This is a genomic window from Pareuzebyella sediminis (assembly GCF_008367235.1).
GTDB classification, from domain to species: Bacteria; Bacteroidota; Bacteroidia; order Flavobacteriales; family Flavobacteriaceae; genus Pareuzebyella; species Pareuzebyella sediminis.
This window is the reverse complement of record NZ_VTZS01000003.1, coordinates 601,362-618,971: the sequence shown is the minus strand read 5'-3', so window position 1 is coordinate 618,971 and position 17,610 is coordinate 601,362. Positions and strand designations below refer to the sequence as shown.

Genomic DNA, 17,610 nt, shown 5'->3' with positions numbered 1-17,610 from the left:
AAAGGTTATTAACGTTGGATGTTCAAGAAATATAATTCCTGAACCTTCGATTAATTCAATTTTACATCACCCAACATACTCTCGACCAATTTTAACTGCTTGTCTTTGTTGGATAACTGTTCTTTTAAAACTTTTTCCGCAATCTCTACTGAAAGTTCGGCTACCTGATTTTTTATGTCAGCTACCGCGGCTTTCTTTTCGCTTTCAATCGCAGCTTGAGCCTGTTTTATCATTTTATCTCCTTCTTCCTTTGCCTGCTCTTTCGATTCAGCAATCATTCGTTCTTTGATTTCGCGAGCCTCTTTCAACATGGCTTCACGTTCCGTGCGAGCCTCTTTTAATAATTTTTCACTATCAGCGGTCACATTTTGCATCTCTTTTTTAGCCTCTTCCGCTGCCGCCAATGCATTCTTAATACCTTCCTCCCTTTGGTTTACCGCATTTAATATAGGCCTCCATGCAAATTTTCGCAATAAGAAAAGCAAAAGCAAAAACAGTATTATCTGCCAGATGAAAAGTCCGAATGAGAAATCGTTTACTAGTTTATCCATAATCGTTCAGTATGCTATTTTAGGTTGAACAAATGATAACGAACGGTTGCAACCAACCGTTGCAGCCGTTCGTTTTTGTTAAGGTTTATCCGGCAAAAATTGCAGCGAAACCAATTCCTTCAATAAGCGCTGCTGCAATCAGCATCGCTGTTTGAATCTTACCATAGGCCTCAGGTTGACGGGCTATAGCCTCCATCGCCTTACCACCGATCATACCGATACCGATACCTGCACCGATTACGGCTAGACCTGCACCTATTACACTTGGAATTTCCATAAAATATATAATTAAGAATTAAACAAACACTCTTCTAAAAACAATCAATACCTCTATTTGACTCCGTAATAAAACAGTCGCCAAAAATAATTTTTTATAAATGGGCCAATTCGGGCTCATCGTCATGATCATGCTCTTCCGAGGCAAAACCAAAATAAAGGGCCGCCAACATCGTAAAAATATAAGCCTGTAACAAGGCCACAAGCACCTCTATCAGGGAAATAGCAAATGAAAGACCAAACGATAGGGGGCCTCCCACCCAGCTCTTAAATATAAATATCAGTCCGATCAGACTCATCAAAACAACATGGCCTGCCGTCATGTTGGCGTATAAACGAATCAAGAGCGCAAAGGGTTTTATAAAAAGGCCGAGAATTTCTATCGGCACTAAGATGATATATATGACCATTTTTCCGTACCACGGCATTCCATCACCCAAGGGGTCAAAAATATGTTTCCAATAATCTTTGGTGCCCGTAAAATTCGTCAACAAAAAGACCAAAACCGCCAAAGCCGTAGTAACGGCTATGTTTCCCGTTACATTTACCCCAAGGGGGGTAAGGCCGAACATGTTCAAAAACCATATAAAGAAAAATACGGTCAAGAGGAACGGCATGTATTTCTTGTATTTCTTTTCGCCAATATTCGCAATTGCAATATCATCCCTAATGTAAAGGACAATCGGTTCGAAAAAACGCCCAATTCCCTTCGGAATACTTCCGTTCTTGGCGTAGCTCTTGGCAAGGCTGCTAAAAAGCCATACCAGTAACAATCCAGTCACCAACATCATAACGACGCTTTTAGTAATCGATAAATCCAATGGCCTCACATTGGTCGGATGTTCGCCATGAGCTTCATCATAGGAAATGGTTCCGCTGGAATCGGTCTTATAAATTTTTCCATGGTACAATTTGTAATAACTACCATCGACTTCTGCGAGCTCTTCCCCGTGGTGAAATTTAGAGGATGAAAACACCTTAAGACCACCGTCCCAAAGAATAACAGGCAAAGGAAAACCATAATGATGGACTTCCCCACTTTCATCGGTGCTTGAAAAAAGCGTGAAATCGTGAGAATCTTGTAGGTGATGGTCTATATATTCCTTGATTTCGGTCTTCGTGTCCTTTTCGGGTGCCTCAGAGTGCTGGACAATATCATTTGCCAAAGCGAAGTTGCCTATAAAAAGTAAAACAGCACAACTGAATTTTGTAATGTACGTCATGGTCCTATTGCTCAAAAATATCGTTCCCTAAAAATCGCTGCAAATGTACGGTATTCTTTCAAAAAGAAAAAAGCAATTCAAGGCTTTATTTTTCAAGGATTTCAGAAAACAAGGTCAGTTCATTTTTTGTAACATTTTAGCCATAAAAACCGTTTCTACAACGAGAGAGATAGCATATGGAACAAAAAAAGCCGCAAATTCAAGTGCGGATATGGTGTCATCGGCCTTATACGAAGGATATAATACCAAGAAGAAAACGATGAACTTTAGGAAACTGCCCGCTATAAAAATGAAGCCGATCTGCGTTTTAATCTTATCTTGAAAGCTAAACAATCCGATATAAATAATCGCGGCCATCAAAAAATTAAGCACATAAGATAGTATGATGCAATTGCCATATTCAGGATACCCCTTCCAAGATAAAATTGATGTATGTATAAAAAATACGGCGGCCAATAAAGGAACCAGAATGACCAGAAAAAGTAGTATTGGATTTTTATTGTCCATGTAGGAAACCTCCTTTATAATTACAGCAGTACAAAATAAAGCTTTTGTATCAATGTAACCCGAATGAAAATCACTTCAAGTCGAAATTTCTTTATTTCAGGAGGGGCTTCTTGCGAGGTTGAAAAGTGTCTTCATTGGAACATCGCCGGTTACCACAGAAGTCGGCTCCTCTATCATCTAGTAACGCATTGCAACCCTTTAACTTTAATTTTTACTCGTATCGACTAATGAGATCTAGTGAATTTAGTACTTGATACGTTTTATCTGCCGTAGTACTACCCAAATAGCGATAGCCACACCAAATAGTGTGGCTATTGCCGTATACAAACGTTTTTCGTTGTGGTAATGTTCGTCTAGCCATAGACCGCCCTTTGCCGCCAAAAAAATAATGGCCCCCATTTCAAAAGCAATGCCCGATAGCAATGCTACGTTTCTGAGGTTTTTGCCGTTTTTTTTAGGAGGCTTTTGCTGTCTCATTCGTTGTTGTAGCGCTGCCTATGGATGATTTTAAGCTACCGTTCGACGAACTCGAATTGCTTGAGTTTGAGCCTAAAGAGCTCGTATTGCTCGAAGACCCCTTGCCTTTCATCGTACAAGAAGCATTGAATGTGGCACCAGGCTCTACGGCCAATTTGGTCACCGAAACGGTACCTTCGATTACCGCAGATGACTTCAATGATAAAAGGTCGGAGACGAGAAGTTCTCCATTAAAGCTACCTTCAATATCGGCATTAACACATTCAACCTTCCCGTGAATGTAGCCATCTTTACCGATGACCACTTTTCCGGTAGTTTTTACATTACCATCTAACTTTCCGTCGATTCGAAAATCTGCTTCGGAAATGATGTCGCCTTTAATTTTGGTGTGTTTTGAGATTCTGTTGGGTTGTGCGCCGATTTCGTTCATAGTTCTAGGTTTTTTGTTGTCAGAAAACATTTTTTATGGTTTTGGGGTTAAAATATTAGCCTTGTATTCTTGTAGGTTTTTATGAACCTGTACAATTTTATAGTTGTTCGATAAAATTACAAAATTCTCATTTTCGATGCGGTAATCCTTGTTGATTCTCAAAAGTTCTACGAAACCAAGCGCCCTAATCTTCGACTTAAAGCCATGAACTACGACAAACTGATCCTCTAAAGTATAGATATCTTTTGAAATGATATTATCGTAACGCAAGTCTTTTATAATATCTTCTAGCTCTTGTTTTATTCTCGAAGCTATTTGATCGTTACTTCTTCTAAACGGAAAAACTACCTTCCAATTGCCCGCACCTTCAGATTCTGTCTCGGGGGAAAATTCCGTCTCCGCAAGTTTGGGCAGTTGTTCCTCTATAATCTGTCCCGCTTTTTTGCCTTCGGGGCTATTCGGATAGGTCAACGCGACATAATCCAATGCCTCCTTAAATTCTTCAAAACCGTTGAGCCTGCCTATTGCATTGGCCTTGAGCATCTCAAGTTTTGGCACTATAGGATCCCCTGTAAATTTTTCAATGTTCTCTTCGGCTCCTGTAATTGTTTTTAAAAATTCTTGCCGTTGGTATCTTTTATATAAAGCGGCATAACGTGCATCGGGACTATCGGTATCTCCTTCCAACACCGCTCTAGGGTTCAATATGATTTCTGCATATCTCGAATCTCCATGGTTCTTTAAGATATCCGCTTTCATCGTTTGCATCAGCGCACTGCCCTCTTCTTCATAGATTTTATAAAGATTATATTTTGAAGGGAGTATTAAGCGCTCTTCAGGGTCATTGGCCAGCACGGACTCCAGTTTCTCAGCAGCCAACCTATTTTCCTTGAAATTCTCTTTGTAAATCAACCCTAATTGATAATTCGCAAAATTACATTCCGATTCTAGGCTATCTATGATCTTGCTGTCTTTCGGAACTTGCTCTAAATAGTAGTCTAAAGAGAACCTATCATCATTTTCCGGGGCTACGCCTTCATTTTCCGATGTAATTACCTCTCCAGTAGCCTCCGACGGCAGAGCACGCCTTTTATCACTCCAACGCCAATCATCGGCCAATTCGCGCTTGCCCCATCTGGTCACAAAATCATTCTTTCCATAGCCCAAACTGGTCAGGTTGTAAAAGTAAAATTTTCCTTGGTTCTCTTTCCCCCCTTTTGTTTTGGCAAATTGCGCGAACCCTGATGTAATTCGTTCTTCCTCCTTTTTAGCAGCCGCAGCCCTTGCCTCTTCCAATCTATTAATATGGGCCTGATAGTAGGCTATTCGATCATCGATAGACATATTATAAACCGATATAACACTATCGACATGCTGAGCGATGTCTTCATATTTGATCACATCCTCCAGGTTATCAAGCTTTCTTTTGGTAACCCTATATTGTTTGGTGTTTTCATCGAGATTGACCAAAACACTATCATAATACGCTCCCGCCAACCTGTAGTCATTCCTATCGAAGTTATATTCGGCAAGATTCCCATAATTAAGCACATTCAACTTGGGCTCGTTCTGTGTGGCGCGAAGAGATCTATTAAAATACATCAGGGCCAAACTGTCATTCTCTTGTTGAAGATGATATTCCGCCAACTGACGGTAAATTTTATCTAAAAATGGTCGATTCTCCCGATTTTCCTCCATATCTGTAAGGTACTCCAACATTTCTGCCTTATTCTCAGGAGTTACTTCGATGTTTCTCAGTTTTTGTATTTCCGCATTGACCATGTACACTCTTGGCGATTTACGGTTAAGCTCAATAACTTTGTCAAAGGCGTAATTTGCGCTATCTTTTCGACCTAGTTCGTTATATAATTGGCCAATAATATAATAATACCGGCCTTTTTCAGGATTCTTTTTGGTGTAATACGAAGCTATTTTTAGTTGTTGTATCGCCGTATCAATGACCGCTTCATTTATGTAGGCCTGGGCCATCATCGCACGGGCATCGGCATACTCTTGATCTTTGAGGTCTTCATATTTGAGAAGATTTTTAAGGTTTTTAATGGCCAATTCGTCATTGTGCAACCGGATATTGACCTTCTCCCTCCAAATACGGGCTTCACCCAATTTATCGCTATAGTCATACTTATTGATGATATAGTTGAATGCCTCCAAAGCGGGTATGTAACGTTGGTCAAAATATCGTGCTTTTCCCAAGAGAAGAAAGGCCTCATCGGTTTGGGGATTTCGCTCAACATCCTTGATATCCATACTGTGCTTCTGAATGGCTTTGGTCGCCTTCTCCTCGGCCCTGATAAAGTCCGGGTTATTATCTTCGGAATCTAGCTTGATATCTTCGGTTACCTCCAACCGTTCTACGGGAAGAATTTCCCAATAATCATCTTTGTAATTCTCATTCAACGCATCCCTCCCTGTCTCGAAAGCGATATTACCGTTATAGAGCACATTGTATTTGGTGTTCAGTGCATGCCAGTTACGGTTGATGAAGGCATCTTTTTTAGTAGAACAACTACTTGCGAAGAAGCCCCCCAATACAAGGATAGGAATAAGTTTATAATGAAATTTCAAAATTGATTTACTAGGTACTTTACTTTAACTGAAAAAGAACCAGATTATTATGTAGTTCATCGATAAAATACACTTTTACTTGGTTCTGTATTAGAACATATAAAATAATTGGTCCGGTTTTCACAGACCGGTTAGTTCATAGCCCTTGATAATTGATAAAAAATAGTGGGTGACAACTACCTTTACCGCCACTTCAGTCAATTACATCGACGCTGAAAGATCTGAAGACTTACTTTCGATTTAGGATAACCGACTTTTTGGTCAGTTTTAGACATTTCTGTACAACATCTTTAAAGTGCCTTTCTTACCACGGGTTTTAAAAACTTAACCCGCAAAAAAGGACTCCAATTCTTTAAGGGTTTCCGCAGAAGTCCGTATGTCTCTTACGATTTCCCCTTTGTTCAATACCACAATTCGTTCGCATACCTCTGTAACATGTATAAGATCGTGACTGGAAACCAAAACCGTGACTTTTTCCTTTGCCGCTAAATCTTTGATAATACCCTTTAAACGAATTTGGGTCGTAGGATCCAAGTTGGCAAAAGGTTCATCCAATATCACTACTTGGGGGTTTCCAATAAAGGAAGCGACAATGCCTGCCTTTTTTTGATTTCCTTTTGATAAATCACGCAAATATTTCTTCTGCCCTAAAATTTCGCCATGAAAAAAATCTTCGAACTGCACCAAAAATGCGTCTATGTCGGCCTTGTTTCGGCCCCGAAGTTCTCCAATGAAATAAAAGTATTCTTCCGGTGTGAGATAGCCGATTAAAAAGGATTCATCAATAAAGGAAGAGGTAAATGATTTCCAAGCTTCGCTTTGATCTACCCGCACCCCGTTGCTAATAATATGACCTGTAGTCGGTTGAATTAAATCGAGTAAAAGGCTAAAAAAGGTGGTCTTTCCCGCTCCGTTATTGCCAACAAGTCCGAAACTTTGGCCTCTGGGGATTTCCAAATTTTCAAGGTTCAAGACTACTTGATCGTTATATCTTTTAGTAAGATGCTCTGCTTCTATCATAATTAAAAAACAAATGTACATTGTAGATCTAAGAAGCCTGTTTATAGGCCAATAAGGTTTTATACTTTTCCTTTTTATAGATTTTTTCAATTTTTTTGAAAACATAGTTTTTAAAGGCGAAGCCAGCGATACCGGTCAATACCACAAAGATATAACCTGCGGTAGGGCTAATCGTATAGTGTCCGACACCGTAGATCATCAACGGTAATACCAATTTCGGCATGGTCAACAACATGGTCTTGAGATTGAACGACTGTTTGTCGCCAAAGGCTTTCTTATTGGAGGTAAGGTCAATCGGAGTCTTGATATACGCCCCACCCCAAAGCACCAGATAAGAGTTCACACCCATGTTATATACGGCGCCGACCAAAACAGCCAAATATGCATCCCAACCAAAGTAGAGATAAAAAGCGGCAATTAGGGTACTTATCAAAGTAGCGATTACGACCAAATACCATTTTGAATTCAAATAGTCTTTATAGGTGATGTTCTGGCTCATCAGGAGAGGGTAGTATGAACTGTCCCAACTGGGCACGAACTGGCCGAATGTAAATAAAAACCCGCCTGAAATAAAAATACCGGCAAAAATTTTCCAAACAGGGCCATCGTAAGATTCTATAGCCCCAGTAAAGAACAACAAGCCATAAAACAAAAACAAAATACTGGTAAGAACGGTCATTTTTGAGCGTTTGTTTCTTTTGATAAGCTTAATATCGTTCTTTAAGAAAATAGCCAAACTGCCAAAACGGTCGAGCCATGTAAAATCTTCGGTTTTGGCGAAGGTCTTTTTTTGCGACAGGCCCGCATCGAGATACATGTGCTTCTTAAAATAGGTGAAGGCAGTGAAATAAAGGAATATCGCTAAAGCCCATGGCAATAGGGTAAACCATGGGGAATTATAAAATGCTTGAAATACCGGGGCCATGTAGACCGTAATATCAAAGAACCCATAATACTGGCTTATTACCAAAACAGTAAAAATGCCAGCTATCGGAATGAGTACACTGTCCTTATTGTTCAATAGTACATTTAAAAAATTGTTCGAATAAAAAAGGGCCATCATCGCCAAATGCCAACCGATAACCCCTAAGGGGGCATAACCTTCTATTACTAACACAATCGAAAAGGGAACAAAGAAAAAGGAATGTACCAGATTAAAGAACGAAATCGCCGTCTTTACCAAAGAAAAGTGAACGATTTTATTCGTAGTAATAGGCAGATATAATAACGGTTTGATGTTAGTGATTGGCATTTTCTGAATCGCATAACGGAACGCCAAATCAATCACTAGATAATAAATAAGGTACTTATTCACAACCTGAAGCGGATCGCCCAAATCTTGCTTTTCTATAAGGTAATACGACCCTATACCCAATGACGTAAAAATCACAATGAAATACAAGGCCATAAACCCCATAAAAATCTTTAGCATCAGATTGGCTTTGAACGAAGCTGATCTAATAAACGATTTCCATTGCAGGATGATAAAGTGTTTGAACATAAGTTACCCAACTTTGGTTTTGTTGGTCTCTAAAATATTTGTTTTGTTACTTCAATACCAGATTTTTTAGAAATTCCGTTTTAAAACGACCACCTAATGCTTAATTTTGCTGTCCATTAGACCAAAACCAGATTTTATGGCCCAATTTCATCCCCTAACCGTCAAGCATATCAAGCCGCTCACTCCTAATTCAGTGGCAATTACCTTTACCATTCCCAAAGATTTGATACAAACCTTTGATTTTCTTCCAGGGCAATATATTACTATTAAAAAAGAAATTAAAGGTAAGGAATTACGCAGGGCCTATTCGATATGTTCTTCGCCCAAAAGCGACTGTTTTACTATCGGTGTCAAAAAAGTTGATAAGGGAGGCTTCTCCGATTATGCCCATACGAAGTTAAAAGAAGGAGATACGCTTGAGGTGATGGCTCCTGAAGGACGTTTTACCTTTTCACCTACGGGGAGTCCGGAGAATGTTGCGGCCTTTGCGGCGGGAAGCGGGATAACCCCTATCATGAGCATTGCAAAGGCCGTGCTCAACAGTCATCCGAAAAGTAAGTTCGTGCTTGTTTACGGGAATAAATCCTACGAAGAAACCATGTTCTATACCGATTTGGTAAAATTAGAGCTGGACCATTCCGATCGATTTTTCGTTTACTTCATTACCAGCCAGACTCAAGAAGATGATTCTTTGTTCGGCCGTATTGATGCTTCAACGGTCAATTATGCCCTAAAAAACAAGCATAAGGATACTGTTTTCAATGCCTATTATCTCTGTGGTCCAGAAACCATGATCAATTTGGTTTCAGATACGCTACAAGAAAAGGAGATACCAAAAGATAAAATTCACTTTGAACTGTTTACCACCACCGAAATTCTAGATGAACTACCGGTAGATGTGGAAGGTCAGACCCAATTGACGGTCACTGTCGATGATGAAGAATTTAATCTGGTCATGGATAAAAAAGAACGTGTCTTGGATGCCGTATTGAAAGAAAACATCGACGCACCCTATTCTTGCCAAGGCGGGGTCTGTAGTAGTTGTATAGCACGAATTACAGAAGGCGCTGCCGAAATGGTGAAAAATCAGATATTGACCGATGGCGAGATTGCCGAAGGGTTCGTCTTGACTTGTCAAGCGTTGCCGACAACACCTATTTTAAAGGTCGATTACGATGATGTATAAATTGGTTTTGGCCCAGTACTGGTGTAATTTAAGCTAACGTTCCGTTCATTGTATAACTCTTCCGAGCGAAATTGACTATGAGTTGGAGCGGGGCCACTTTTCTATTTTTTTATTAGCTCATCAAGCTTTTTAGAAGCATATTCATAGCCGATTTGATAAGCCTTCTCAATGCCTTTCCGATCTAAAACCCCAATTTTTTCGAGTTCCTCATATTCCACTAAAAAATCGCAGGCCTCTAATTTTTGGTGGTTGATTGCATAAATCATAAGTCCCGTAACCCGCCCCGTGATTTGTAGGGAGTTCTTCAGTGCGTTCTTATGAAGTTCGCCTATTGCAGAAACGTTGCTGCCGATAATAAAGTCGGCTTTATCTACGACCGGCTCCAGGGGAAAATTGTTCATAATACCTCCATCGGCAAATAACTGATTTTCGATTTCGACGGGACTGAATACGGGAGGTAAAGCAGCTGATGCCAAAAGAGGCCGAATCAACTCCCCATCGGAGAAAAAAAGTTGTTCCCCTTTTTGGAGATTCGTGGCTACAATATGAAGTTCCCGTTTTAAAGCCTTAAAACTATTTTCGGGGAAATATGCCCTAAACACCTTAACATATCTATCGGTATCTATGAAGCCTGGTTTCAAAATGGTCAAAAAGCTATATTTGAACAAGGGTGTTTCCTTGAAAAAGGTCAGCATGTCATCTACCGAATTTTCATTCGCATACAGCGCACCCACTAAGGCACCCACACTGCTCCCACTGACCACTTGGGCAGAAATATTTCGCTCGTTAAGGGCCTTGATGAGGCCAATATGTGCCATCCCCCGTACGCCACCTCCGGAAAGTACCAAGCCTACGGATTTCATCCTGTTAGTGTCAATATTCACCAGTGTGTGTTTGGGCATATAGCTACTGTAATTTCTCAAGAAATGCGTTTAGCATCTCAAGCTGAAGGGCCCCTGTGTAGGGATTTCTCGGAAGACCATTAGAAAGCACCAGATAAAAACCTAGTTTAGAGGCTCTCCATTGCCTAGAGGTTTGCCCTTTTGAAATGTCTACCCTATAAAAGTAGCCGAAGTGTTGTTTAGGATCGATTCCCAAACCCTTGAAAACGGACATGGTTCTTTTTAAGGCCAGATTAATCTCATCGGAACCCGAAAAACCATAGTGCGTCAAGGTGCTCAAATCATAACAAAGTTCGCGATGGGTCAAGGCTTCATTAAACGCCTCTAAAACCGCCTTTAACCTTGTGTCGAAGAGTACAATAGTTTCCATGTTTCAGCTGTTAGTATTAAAAACCGATAACAACTCATTTTTATCCGCCACACCGGATTTTCGCCAAACAGTTTCGCCTTTCTTGAACATCATAAGGGTCGGAATACTTCTAATCTGAAAGCGATTGGCAACCTCTTGGTTTTTGTCTACGTCAACTTTAATGATCTTTGCCTTATCCCCAATGATTTCCGACACTTCCTTTAGAATGGGCGCCTGTATTTTGCATGGGCCGCACCAATCGGCATAAAAATCGATTAGAACCGGTACTTCCGAATTGATGAGTCTGTTGAAATTTCCTTTCATAGTATTTGCTTTTAGGCCTTACCGGCTGTCTCTTGCTTGTTTTAATAATTCTTTTTGTTTAGGGCTTAAATTCTTAGGGAGCTCAACGCTTAAGGTGACGTAGAGGTCTCCATAGTGCCCCGATTTTCCATACACGGGCATTCCCTTTCCCTTCAAACGCACCTTTTTACCATTCTGCGTGCCTTCGGGAATTGTTATATTGACTTTCCCTGAAAGCGTTATCACCTCCTGCTTTCCACCTAACATAGCTTTAAAAACATCTACAGGAATCTCTACATTCAGGTCGTTACCATCTCTTTTGAAAATAGGGTGTGGCTCGACCCTAACATTAACATACAAATCTCCCCTCTTGGTTCCAGTTCCTTTTTGTCCTTTTCCCTTTGCCCGAAGCTGCAAGCCTGTATATGCGCCGGGTTTGATCTTCATTTTTATTTTATTGCCGTCAACATCCAGTAGACGTTCGGTGCCCGTGTAGGCTTCCATAAAACTAATCGCAATTTCACCCGAAACGTCAGCTCCTGGGAAATCATGGGATGTACGGCCCCGTTGACCACCTCCTCCAAAAAAAGCCTCGAAAAAATCGGAAAAACCACTACCCTCTTCAAAACCTTCAGAGCCCGAGGTATATTCATACCTTCTGTTTTGCCCGCGGTTCTGGTCTTGGCGATATTGTCGCCTTTGATTCATGAAGTCATCATAGCTCGCCCCCGATTGCTGAAAGTGTTCCCAATCGGAACCTAACGCATCATACTGCTTTCGTTTCTCGGCATTACCCAATACCTGATAGGCCTCGGAAATCTCCTTAAATTTTTCTTCCGAGGCTTTGTCGCCTTTAGTTTTATCGGGATGATACTGTATGGCAAGTTTGCGATAGGCTTTCTTAATCTCCTTTTCGCCTGCATCGCGCTTTACTCCCAAAATGCTATAATAGTCCCTAAAATTCATTTTTGTTTAATCGGTAATTCTTCTTAAAGATACTATGAATCGTTTTTCTTTCTGCCTTTTCATATTAAAAATAGGCTACAAAAAAGGAGGCTTTCAAGCCCCCTTTTATTTAAGAATCCATTCCAATGGCATAATAATATTTGTCGGGGGATCCTTCATAGACTCCTTCCAACATTACACCACCCTTCTTACCTTCTAGCGCGTCGGCCACATCTTCGATATCTTTGACCTTTTTACCATCGATATGGGTGATAATAAATCCTTCGCGCATTTGGGTCTCTTTTCTGACCTTTCCAGGATATAGTCGTGCCACTTTTACGCCCCCCTCAATATCCATTTTCTTCGCAACATCGCTATCCAAGGTTTCAAAATCTGCCCCCAAAAGATTCAAAACTTCTTTCTTCTCTTTTCTTACGATATCCGTAGTGCCGTTGGCGTTTTCTAAAATAACGTCAAACTCTTTTTCTTTTCCGTTGCGGTTTACAGTTACCGTTACCTTGTCGCCTGGTCTTTTACTGGCAATAATTTCCTGAAGTCTTGGAGAAGTTCCCACTAAAACCTCATCGACTTTAACGATGATATCCCCAGATTCTATGCCTGCTTTATCAGCCGCACTTTCTTCTCCGACCTGTTCGATCCATACCCCGTGGGTAAAGTCGACATCTTTTTCTTTTGCCAAATGACTATCCATGGTACGGATACTCACTCCCAGCATGCCGCGTTGAACATTACCGTATTTTAGCAAGTCTTCAACGACTTTGGTAACAATATTACTCGGTACGGCAAAGCCATATCCGGTATAGGTACCCGTTCTACTGGCAATCGCCGTATTGATGCCTACCAAATTACCATCAAGATCGACCAAGGCTCCGCCGCTATTACCAGGGTTGATGGCTGCATCTGTCTGAATGAAGCTTTCAACAGCGAATTTATCCTTATTAATATTGATATTTCTTGCCTTAGCACTTACGATACCGGCCGTTACCGTAGAGTTTAAGCCAAGAGGATTACCCACGGCCAACACCCATTCTCCCACTTCTACCTTGTCGGAATTCACAAGGGGCATCACCTTAAGACCTTCGGCCTTGATTTGCAAGAGCGCCAAATCGGTTGAAGGATCCGTTCCGATAACTGTTGCTTTATATGACTCGTTATCGTAAAGGGTGACTTCAACTTCATCTGCATTTTCAATCACATGATTGTTCGTAACGATATACCCTTTATCGTTGATGATAACCCCTGAGCCGGTACCGACCATGGGACGGGAGGGCATTTCTCCCTCAGGAACTTGTCCTTTAAACATGTCACCAAAAAACTCCTTGAAAGGATCGGGTAGCTGTCGTGCGTCTCCCATAGCACTGCGAGGATTTGTTTGGGTGGACTTAATATGTACGACAGCATCTAAAACCTTTTGGGAAGTTTCTGTAAAATCAAGTGGTTTTATGTTGCCTTCATCATCTGCCGTATACAAAACCCTTTGACCGGGCACTTCAATGGCATGTGTTATTGGACTACTTTCATCCTCTGTAGTCCATTTGTTGAGCCCGATAACGGTCAAACTGACAGTCAGGGCTATCAAAGCGGAAAAGAAATAAGTTCTTACCGCATAAGCGTTCTTACTTTTTGTGCTCATAATAATTGCGTTTTATTTTATAATATTCAGTGATGTATTTACTGTAGTACTATCAACATACGCTTAAAAGACAAACGTTGTGCCAGAAGGGCATTGTCAGGTGCTAAAAAAAAATTAAAATTTAATTGATTTTTAGGGGTTTATTAAGACTAATCGGTCTGGCGGGTACCTCCAGCATCTAAAAACCTATATGGTGCCTTTATCTGACCGAATTTTTTAGACCCTTCAAGGAGTTTACAGAAAGATAGGGCATGCTTCAGAAACCAAATACCGACTTATGGGTCGGACGCCATTTAAACCTGAACAACAATAAAAATTGAATGTCAGGAAGAAAAAGAATTGACGACCAACATAAAGAACCTTGAATATTGTACCTTAGTAACAAGCCTTTTAATACATGCATTTTTCGCCTCCCCCGAATACCTGCGTTTTAATTTTTGCGCTCTCCTCTCAAAAAGAAGCGCTGCGTAAAGGTATTGTGAATGGTGAGGGCTTGTTCAATGAGCTTACGCGACAAACCATATTGAACGTTCAAAAAACCAAGTTACCTTATATTCATTGCACAGAGAACCTTCAAAAAGGAGATTCATTCGGCGAACGATTTGTCAACGCCATTACATCAGTTTTCGAAGCGGGATACGAAATTATCATTACCATCGGAAATGATGCCCCTCAGCTAAAACCTGAACATATTTTTAACGCATACGGGCAATTGCTAGCGGGCAAATCGGTCTTGGGGCCCTCTGTAGACGGAGGTTTCTATTTAATGGGCTTACAAAAGAAAGATTTTAGGGCCGCCGACTTTGAACAATTGCCTTGGCATGGTCGTCAATTACTAGACGAAGTCACCAATTTATTAAGTACCGACCAAGCATCACCAGAGTTCCTCGAAAGGCTAAATGACCTTGACCATATCGGTCATATAAAGTTGATTCTGAGCCGAACGAAAGTGCTTCCTAAAAATTTGGTCGCCATTCTTCTCGCCCTAATCAATTCTTTTTTCTCTGAACACAAGTTTATAGAAAAATTCTATTCCCCTAAAACAATACCTTCCTTATACAACAAAGGATCTCCCTTAGTGTAGGCCAACTAATATTTCTTGAGCGCTACGCTGAAAGATTCCTAACCCTTTATAGGTATTTTAAATGTCTTTGACAAAGGGGAAGAAATGACTTTCTTGAAATAACAAGAAATAAAGGAACTCTATTATACTAGTAGTATCATTTCATTTTAGAAAATCATTAAAAATTCAAACCCATTACTATGGCAAATAGTTATTATGACCCGGCCGATTTAAGGAAATTCGGCAATATAACCGAGTGGAGCGAAGAACTCGGAAATAAGTTCTTCGAATATTATGGTAAAGTTTTCGAGGAGGGCGCTCTTTCCGCTAGGGAAAAATCGTTGATCGCCCTCGCCGTAGCCCATGTCGTTAAATGCCCCTATTGTATCGATGCATATACCAAAGATGGCTTGCAGCGTGGTATTACCAAAGAGGAAATGATGGAAGCAGTACATGCTGGCGCGGCCATTGAAAGTGGTGCTACCTTAGTGCATGGCGTACAAATGATGAATAAATACAACAAGCTTTCCATGTAAATAGAAATTGAGCCGTCGCCCCAGAGAAAGCACGGTTTCCCTGAAGACTTGGACTTAATCCAAAGCATATTAGGGTGGGCCGTAAGCATTCGTTCATAGCCGCAGACATTTTTTTGCACATAGCAAATAAGCTGCTAATCTAAAATTGAAAACATGGCTACAAAATCATTGAAGGCAAGACACAAAGAACTTGCCGAGCAAAATAAACAATTAGAAATTCTCAGCGGAGGCATTTTTGCTGATGGTGAGCTTCCCTACTTTAAAGACAAAATTGCCGACATCGGCCAATTTCCATTACGGCCCAAAAAGCTAGAGGTTTTACAGATCAATGTGGGCTATATGTGCAATCAAGTATGCGCACACTGCCATGTCGATGCAGGACCTGATCGTAAGGAAATAATGACCCGTGAGACCATGTGGCAATGTCTAGAAGTCATCAAGAACACCGGGGCACATACATTAGACCTTACGGGAGGGGCCCCCGAGATGAACCCGGATTTTCGGTGGTTTGTTGAGGAAGCAGCCCAAGCAGGAATCAAAGATTTCATCGTAAGGTCTAATCTGACTATAATAAAGGCCAATAAGAAATATCAAGATCTTCCCGAGTTTTTTAGGAAACACAATGTACATGTGGTGTCATCGATGCCTCATTATACCCGAGGTAAAACGGATAAACAACGTGGCGATGGAGTTTTCGACAAATCCATTCAAGCGCTTCAAGCACTCAACGCTGTGGGCTATGGTCTGCCCGAAAGTCCATTGCGCCTCGATTTGGTATATAATCCATCGGGGGCTTACCTTCCTGGGGGCCAATCGGCCATGGAACATGACTTTAAAAAGGCGTTAAAGGAAGATTTCGACATTCAATTTCACAGTCTATTTGCCATTACCAACCTTCCTATAGCCCGCTTTTTGGACTATCTAATCGCCTCCGAAAATTATGAGGACTATATGTATGCCCTGGTCGAGGCCTATAATCCGGCTGCGGTGGAAAACGTCATGTGTACGAATACCATTTCGGTAAGTTGGGATGGATGGTTATACGATTGTGATTTCAATCAAATGCTCGATTTAAAGGTGGCCAGTAGGGTAAAGCACATCAAAGACTACAACGAAGATGTACTCAATGACCGCAATATTATTATTTCGCAACATTGTTACGGGTGTACGGCAGGTGCGGGAAGCAGTTGTCAAGGGTCAGTAACCTAAAATTATTCCCTTTTTCGAGAAAAAATGGCCGGTATCTCATGGGTTCCCGGCCATTTCTTTTAATATCGAATGCGATTTGTCCTAAAAAACGACCCGTTAAACCGACCACTCGGTTTGTCAACTTTGTCAAAAAAGAGGCCATTCACCGAGGTTTTGAACTTTGACCGAATTTTTCCGTACATACGTCCGATTACCTTTAGTGAAAAATCAATCTGAGGGTTCTTTGTACAGACCAAACGGTCAATATAACCCAAATCTTGAAATAATGGACAAAAACCTAAAACGCATGGCTACCATGCAACGTATGCAAGTCACAGGACTGGCCTTATTCTACCAAAATGGCTTCTACAACACTAGTGTCGACGATATTTTAAAAGAATTGTCACTATCAAAAGGTGCTTTTTATTATCACTTCGATTCAAAAGAGGATTTTTTTATCCAGATTATTGAGAATCTTTTGGCGCGAAAAATGTACAGCATGCTCATCGAGCCGCTCGAAGGCCATGACAATACACTAGACCAGATTACCCAGTGTTTTGAGGATGCCTTGGAAACCGCTGTTCACAATGAACTCGATTTTGGTTTTGTGCTAAGCAATTTTGTTAATGAGTTCAATGGTAGAAATGATAAGATTATGAAACATCTCAACGACATTCTAAGAATTTGGGAGGTGAACCTAGTTTCGGCCATTCAACGCGGGAAGTTCAATGGGTACATTGATCGCCATGTTGACAGTGAAGGTGTAGCGGTATATTTGATGAGTGCCTATATCGGAATTCGTACGCTAATGGTCGAAGTGGCCCCTAGTGCACGCAAGTATAGGTTTATGTCACAGCTTCGCCAATATTTTAAATCATTGGAGCCCAAAGCTAAAATGGTATAACCCTATTTT

Annotated in this window: 19 protein-coding genes; 5 read left to right on the top strand and 14 right to left on the bottom strand. The window is 40.9% G+C overall.

The features are described from left to right. Positions 1-50: 50 nt before the first annotated feature. The 9 genes from F2B13_RS13200 to F2B13_RS13160 all read right to left on the bottom strand — a co-directional run bounded on the left by F2B13_RS13200 (position 51) and on the right by F2B13_RS13160 (position 8,571). On the bottom strand, positions 51-551 hold the full coding sequence (locus F2B13_RS13200; RefSeq protein WP_149304398.1) for a F0F1 ATP synthase subunit B: 501 nt from the start codon (positions 549-551) through the stop codon (positions 51-53). An 85-nt stretch (positions 552-636) separates the two neighbouring features. Continuing rightward, positions 637-828 (bottom strand): ATP synthase F0 subunit C, encoded by a 192-nt coding sequence (gene atpE, locus F2B13_RS13195; protein WP_089889166.1) that lies wholly within the window; start codon positions 826-828, stop codon positions 637-639. Positions 829-922: 94 nt separating this feature from the next. Continuing rightward, the gene (gene atpB, locus F2B13_RS13190; protein ID WP_149273826.1) at positions 923-2,050 is read right to left on the bottom strand and encodes a F0F1 ATP synthase subunit A; all 1,128 of its coding nucleotides are present in this window, start codon (positions 2,048-2,050) and stop codon (positions 923-925) included. A gap of 114 nt (positions 2,051-2,164) precedes the next feature. Continuing rightward, positions 2,165-2,557 carry a DUF6168 family protein gene (locus F2B13_RS13185; RefSeq protein ID WP_149304397.1) on the bottom strand — a complete coding sequence of 131 codons (393 nt, stop codon included), beginning with the start codon at positions 2,555-2,557 and terminating at the stop codon, positions 2,165-2,167. A 243-nt stretch (positions 2,558-2,800) separates the two neighbouring features. Further along, positions 2,801-3,034, bottom strand: coding sequence for an AtpZ/AtpI family protein (locus tag F2B13_RS13180; protein ID WP_149273821.1), 234 nt, complete (start codon positions 3,032-3,034; stop codon positions 2,801-2,803). Next, positions 3,012-3,494 (bottom strand): bactofilin family protein, encoded by a 483-nt coding sequence (locus tag F2B13_RS13175; RefSeq protein ID WP_149273819.1) that lies wholly within the window; start codon positions 3,492-3,494, stop codon positions 3,012-3,014. The genes F2B13_RS13180 and F2B13_RS13175 overlap by 23 nt, the downstream gene beginning before the upstream one ends. 3 nt (positions 3,495-3,497) lie before the next feature. Beyond that, positions 3,498-6,050, bottom strand: a complete 2,553-nt coding sequence (porW, locus tag F2B13_RS13170) for a type IX secretion system periplasmic lipoprotein PorW/SprE (RefSeq protein ID WP_149304396.1) — start codon at positions 6,048-6,050, stop codon at positions 3,498-3,500. Positions 6,051-6,374: 324 nt separating this feature from the next. After that, a complete protein-coding gene (locus F2B13_RS13165; protein ID WP_149273815.1) occupies positions 6,375-7,070 on the bottom strand; it encodes an ABC transporter ATP-binding protein in 696 nt (231 codons plus the stop codon). A gap of 28 nt (positions 7,071-7,098) precedes the next feature. Then, positions 7,099-8,571 (bottom strand): DUF5687 family protein, encoded by a 1,473-nt coding sequence (locus F2B13_RS13160; protein WP_149304395.1) that lies wholly within the window; start codon positions 8,569-8,571, stop codon positions 7,099-7,101. Positions 8,572-8,707: 136 nt separating this feature from the next. Here F2B13_RS13160 and F2B13_RS13155 point away from each other — a divergent pair, with 136 nt between their 5' ends. Continuing rightward, on the top strand, positions 8,708-9,757 hold the full coding sequence (locus tag F2B13_RS13155) for a ferredoxin--NADP reductase (protein WP_149304394.1): 1,050 nt from the start codon (positions 8,708-8,710) through the stop codon (positions 9,755-9,757). 101 nt (positions 9,758-9,858) lie between these two features. On the opposite strand, the gene F2B13_RS13150 is transcribed toward F2B13_RS13155, so the two are convergent. The 5 genes from F2B13_RS13150 to F2B13_RS13130 form a co-directional block, all read right to left on the bottom strand. After that, positions 9,859-10,680 (bottom strand): patatin-like phospholipase family protein, encoded by an 822-nt coding sequence (locus F2B13_RS13150; protein ID WP_317132011.1) that lies wholly within the window; start codon positions 10,678-10,680, stop codon positions 9,859-9,861. Continuing rightward, positions 10,664-11,029 (bottom strand): hypothetical protein, encoded by a 366-nt coding sequence (locus F2B13_RS13145; protein ID WP_149304393.1) that lies wholly within the window; start codon positions 11,027-11,029, stop codon positions 10,664-10,666. Before F2B13_RS13145 ends, F2B13_RS13150 begins: the two co-directional genes overlap by 17 nt. Before the next feature lie 3 nt (positions 11,030-11,032). Next, positions 11,033-11,332, bottom strand: a complete 300-nt coding sequence (trxA, locus tag F2B13_RS13140; RefSeq protein ID WP_149273807.1) for a thioredoxin — start codon at positions 11,330-11,332, stop codon at positions 11,033-11,035. An 18-nt stretch (positions 11,333-11,350) separates the two neighbouring features. Beyond that, positions 11,351-12,277, bottom strand: coding sequence for a DnaJ C-terminal domain-containing protein (locus tag F2B13_RS13135; RefSeq protein WP_149273805.1), 927 nt, complete (start codon positions 12,275-12,277; stop codon positions 11,351-11,353). A gap of 109 nt (positions 12,278-12,386) precedes the next feature. Continuing rightward, positions 12,387-13,910 (bottom strand): Do family serine endopeptidase, encoded by a 1,524-nt coding sequence (locus F2B13_RS13130; RefSeq protein ID WP_149273803.1) that lies wholly within the window; start codon positions 13,908-13,910, stop codon positions 12,387-12,389. 397 nt (positions 13,911-14,307) lie between these two features. Here F2B13_RS13130 and F2B13_RS13125 point away from each other — a divergent pair, with 397 nt between their 5' ends. The 4 genes from F2B13_RS13125 (at position 14,308) to F2B13_RS13110 (ending at position 17,601) form a co-directional block, all read left to right on the top strand. Next, the gene (locus tag F2B13_RS13125; RefSeq protein ID WP_149304392.1) at positions 14,308-14,994 is read left to right on the top strand and encodes a TIGR04282 family arsenosugar biosynthesis glycosyltransferase; all 687 of its coding nucleotides are present in this window, start codon (positions 14,308-14,310) and stop codon (positions 14,992-14,994) included. 179 nt (positions 14,995-15,173) lie between these two features. Continuing rightward, complete coding sequence (locus F2B13_RS13120) at positions 15,174-15,509, top strand: arsenosugar biosynthesis-associated peroxidase-like protein (RefSeq protein ID WP_149273799.1); 336 nt, start codon at positions 15,174-15,176, stop codon at positions 15,507-15,509. Positions 15,510-15,662: 153 nt separating this feature from the next. Further along, entirely contained in the window at positions 15,663-16,718 is a 1,056-nt protein-coding gene (gene arsS / locus F2B13_RS13115; protein WP_149304391.1) for an arsenosugar biosynthesis radical SAM (seleno)protein ArsS, read from the top strand. A gap of 265 nt (positions 16,719-16,983) precedes the next feature. Continuing rightward, on the top strand, positions 16,984-17,601 hold the full coding sequence (locus F2B13_RS13110; protein ID WP_149304390.1) for a TetR/AcrR family transcriptional regulator: 618 nt from the start codon (positions 16,984-16,986) through the stop codon (positions 17,599-17,601). The last annotated feature ends 9 nt before the right edge of the window (positions 17,602-17,610 follow it).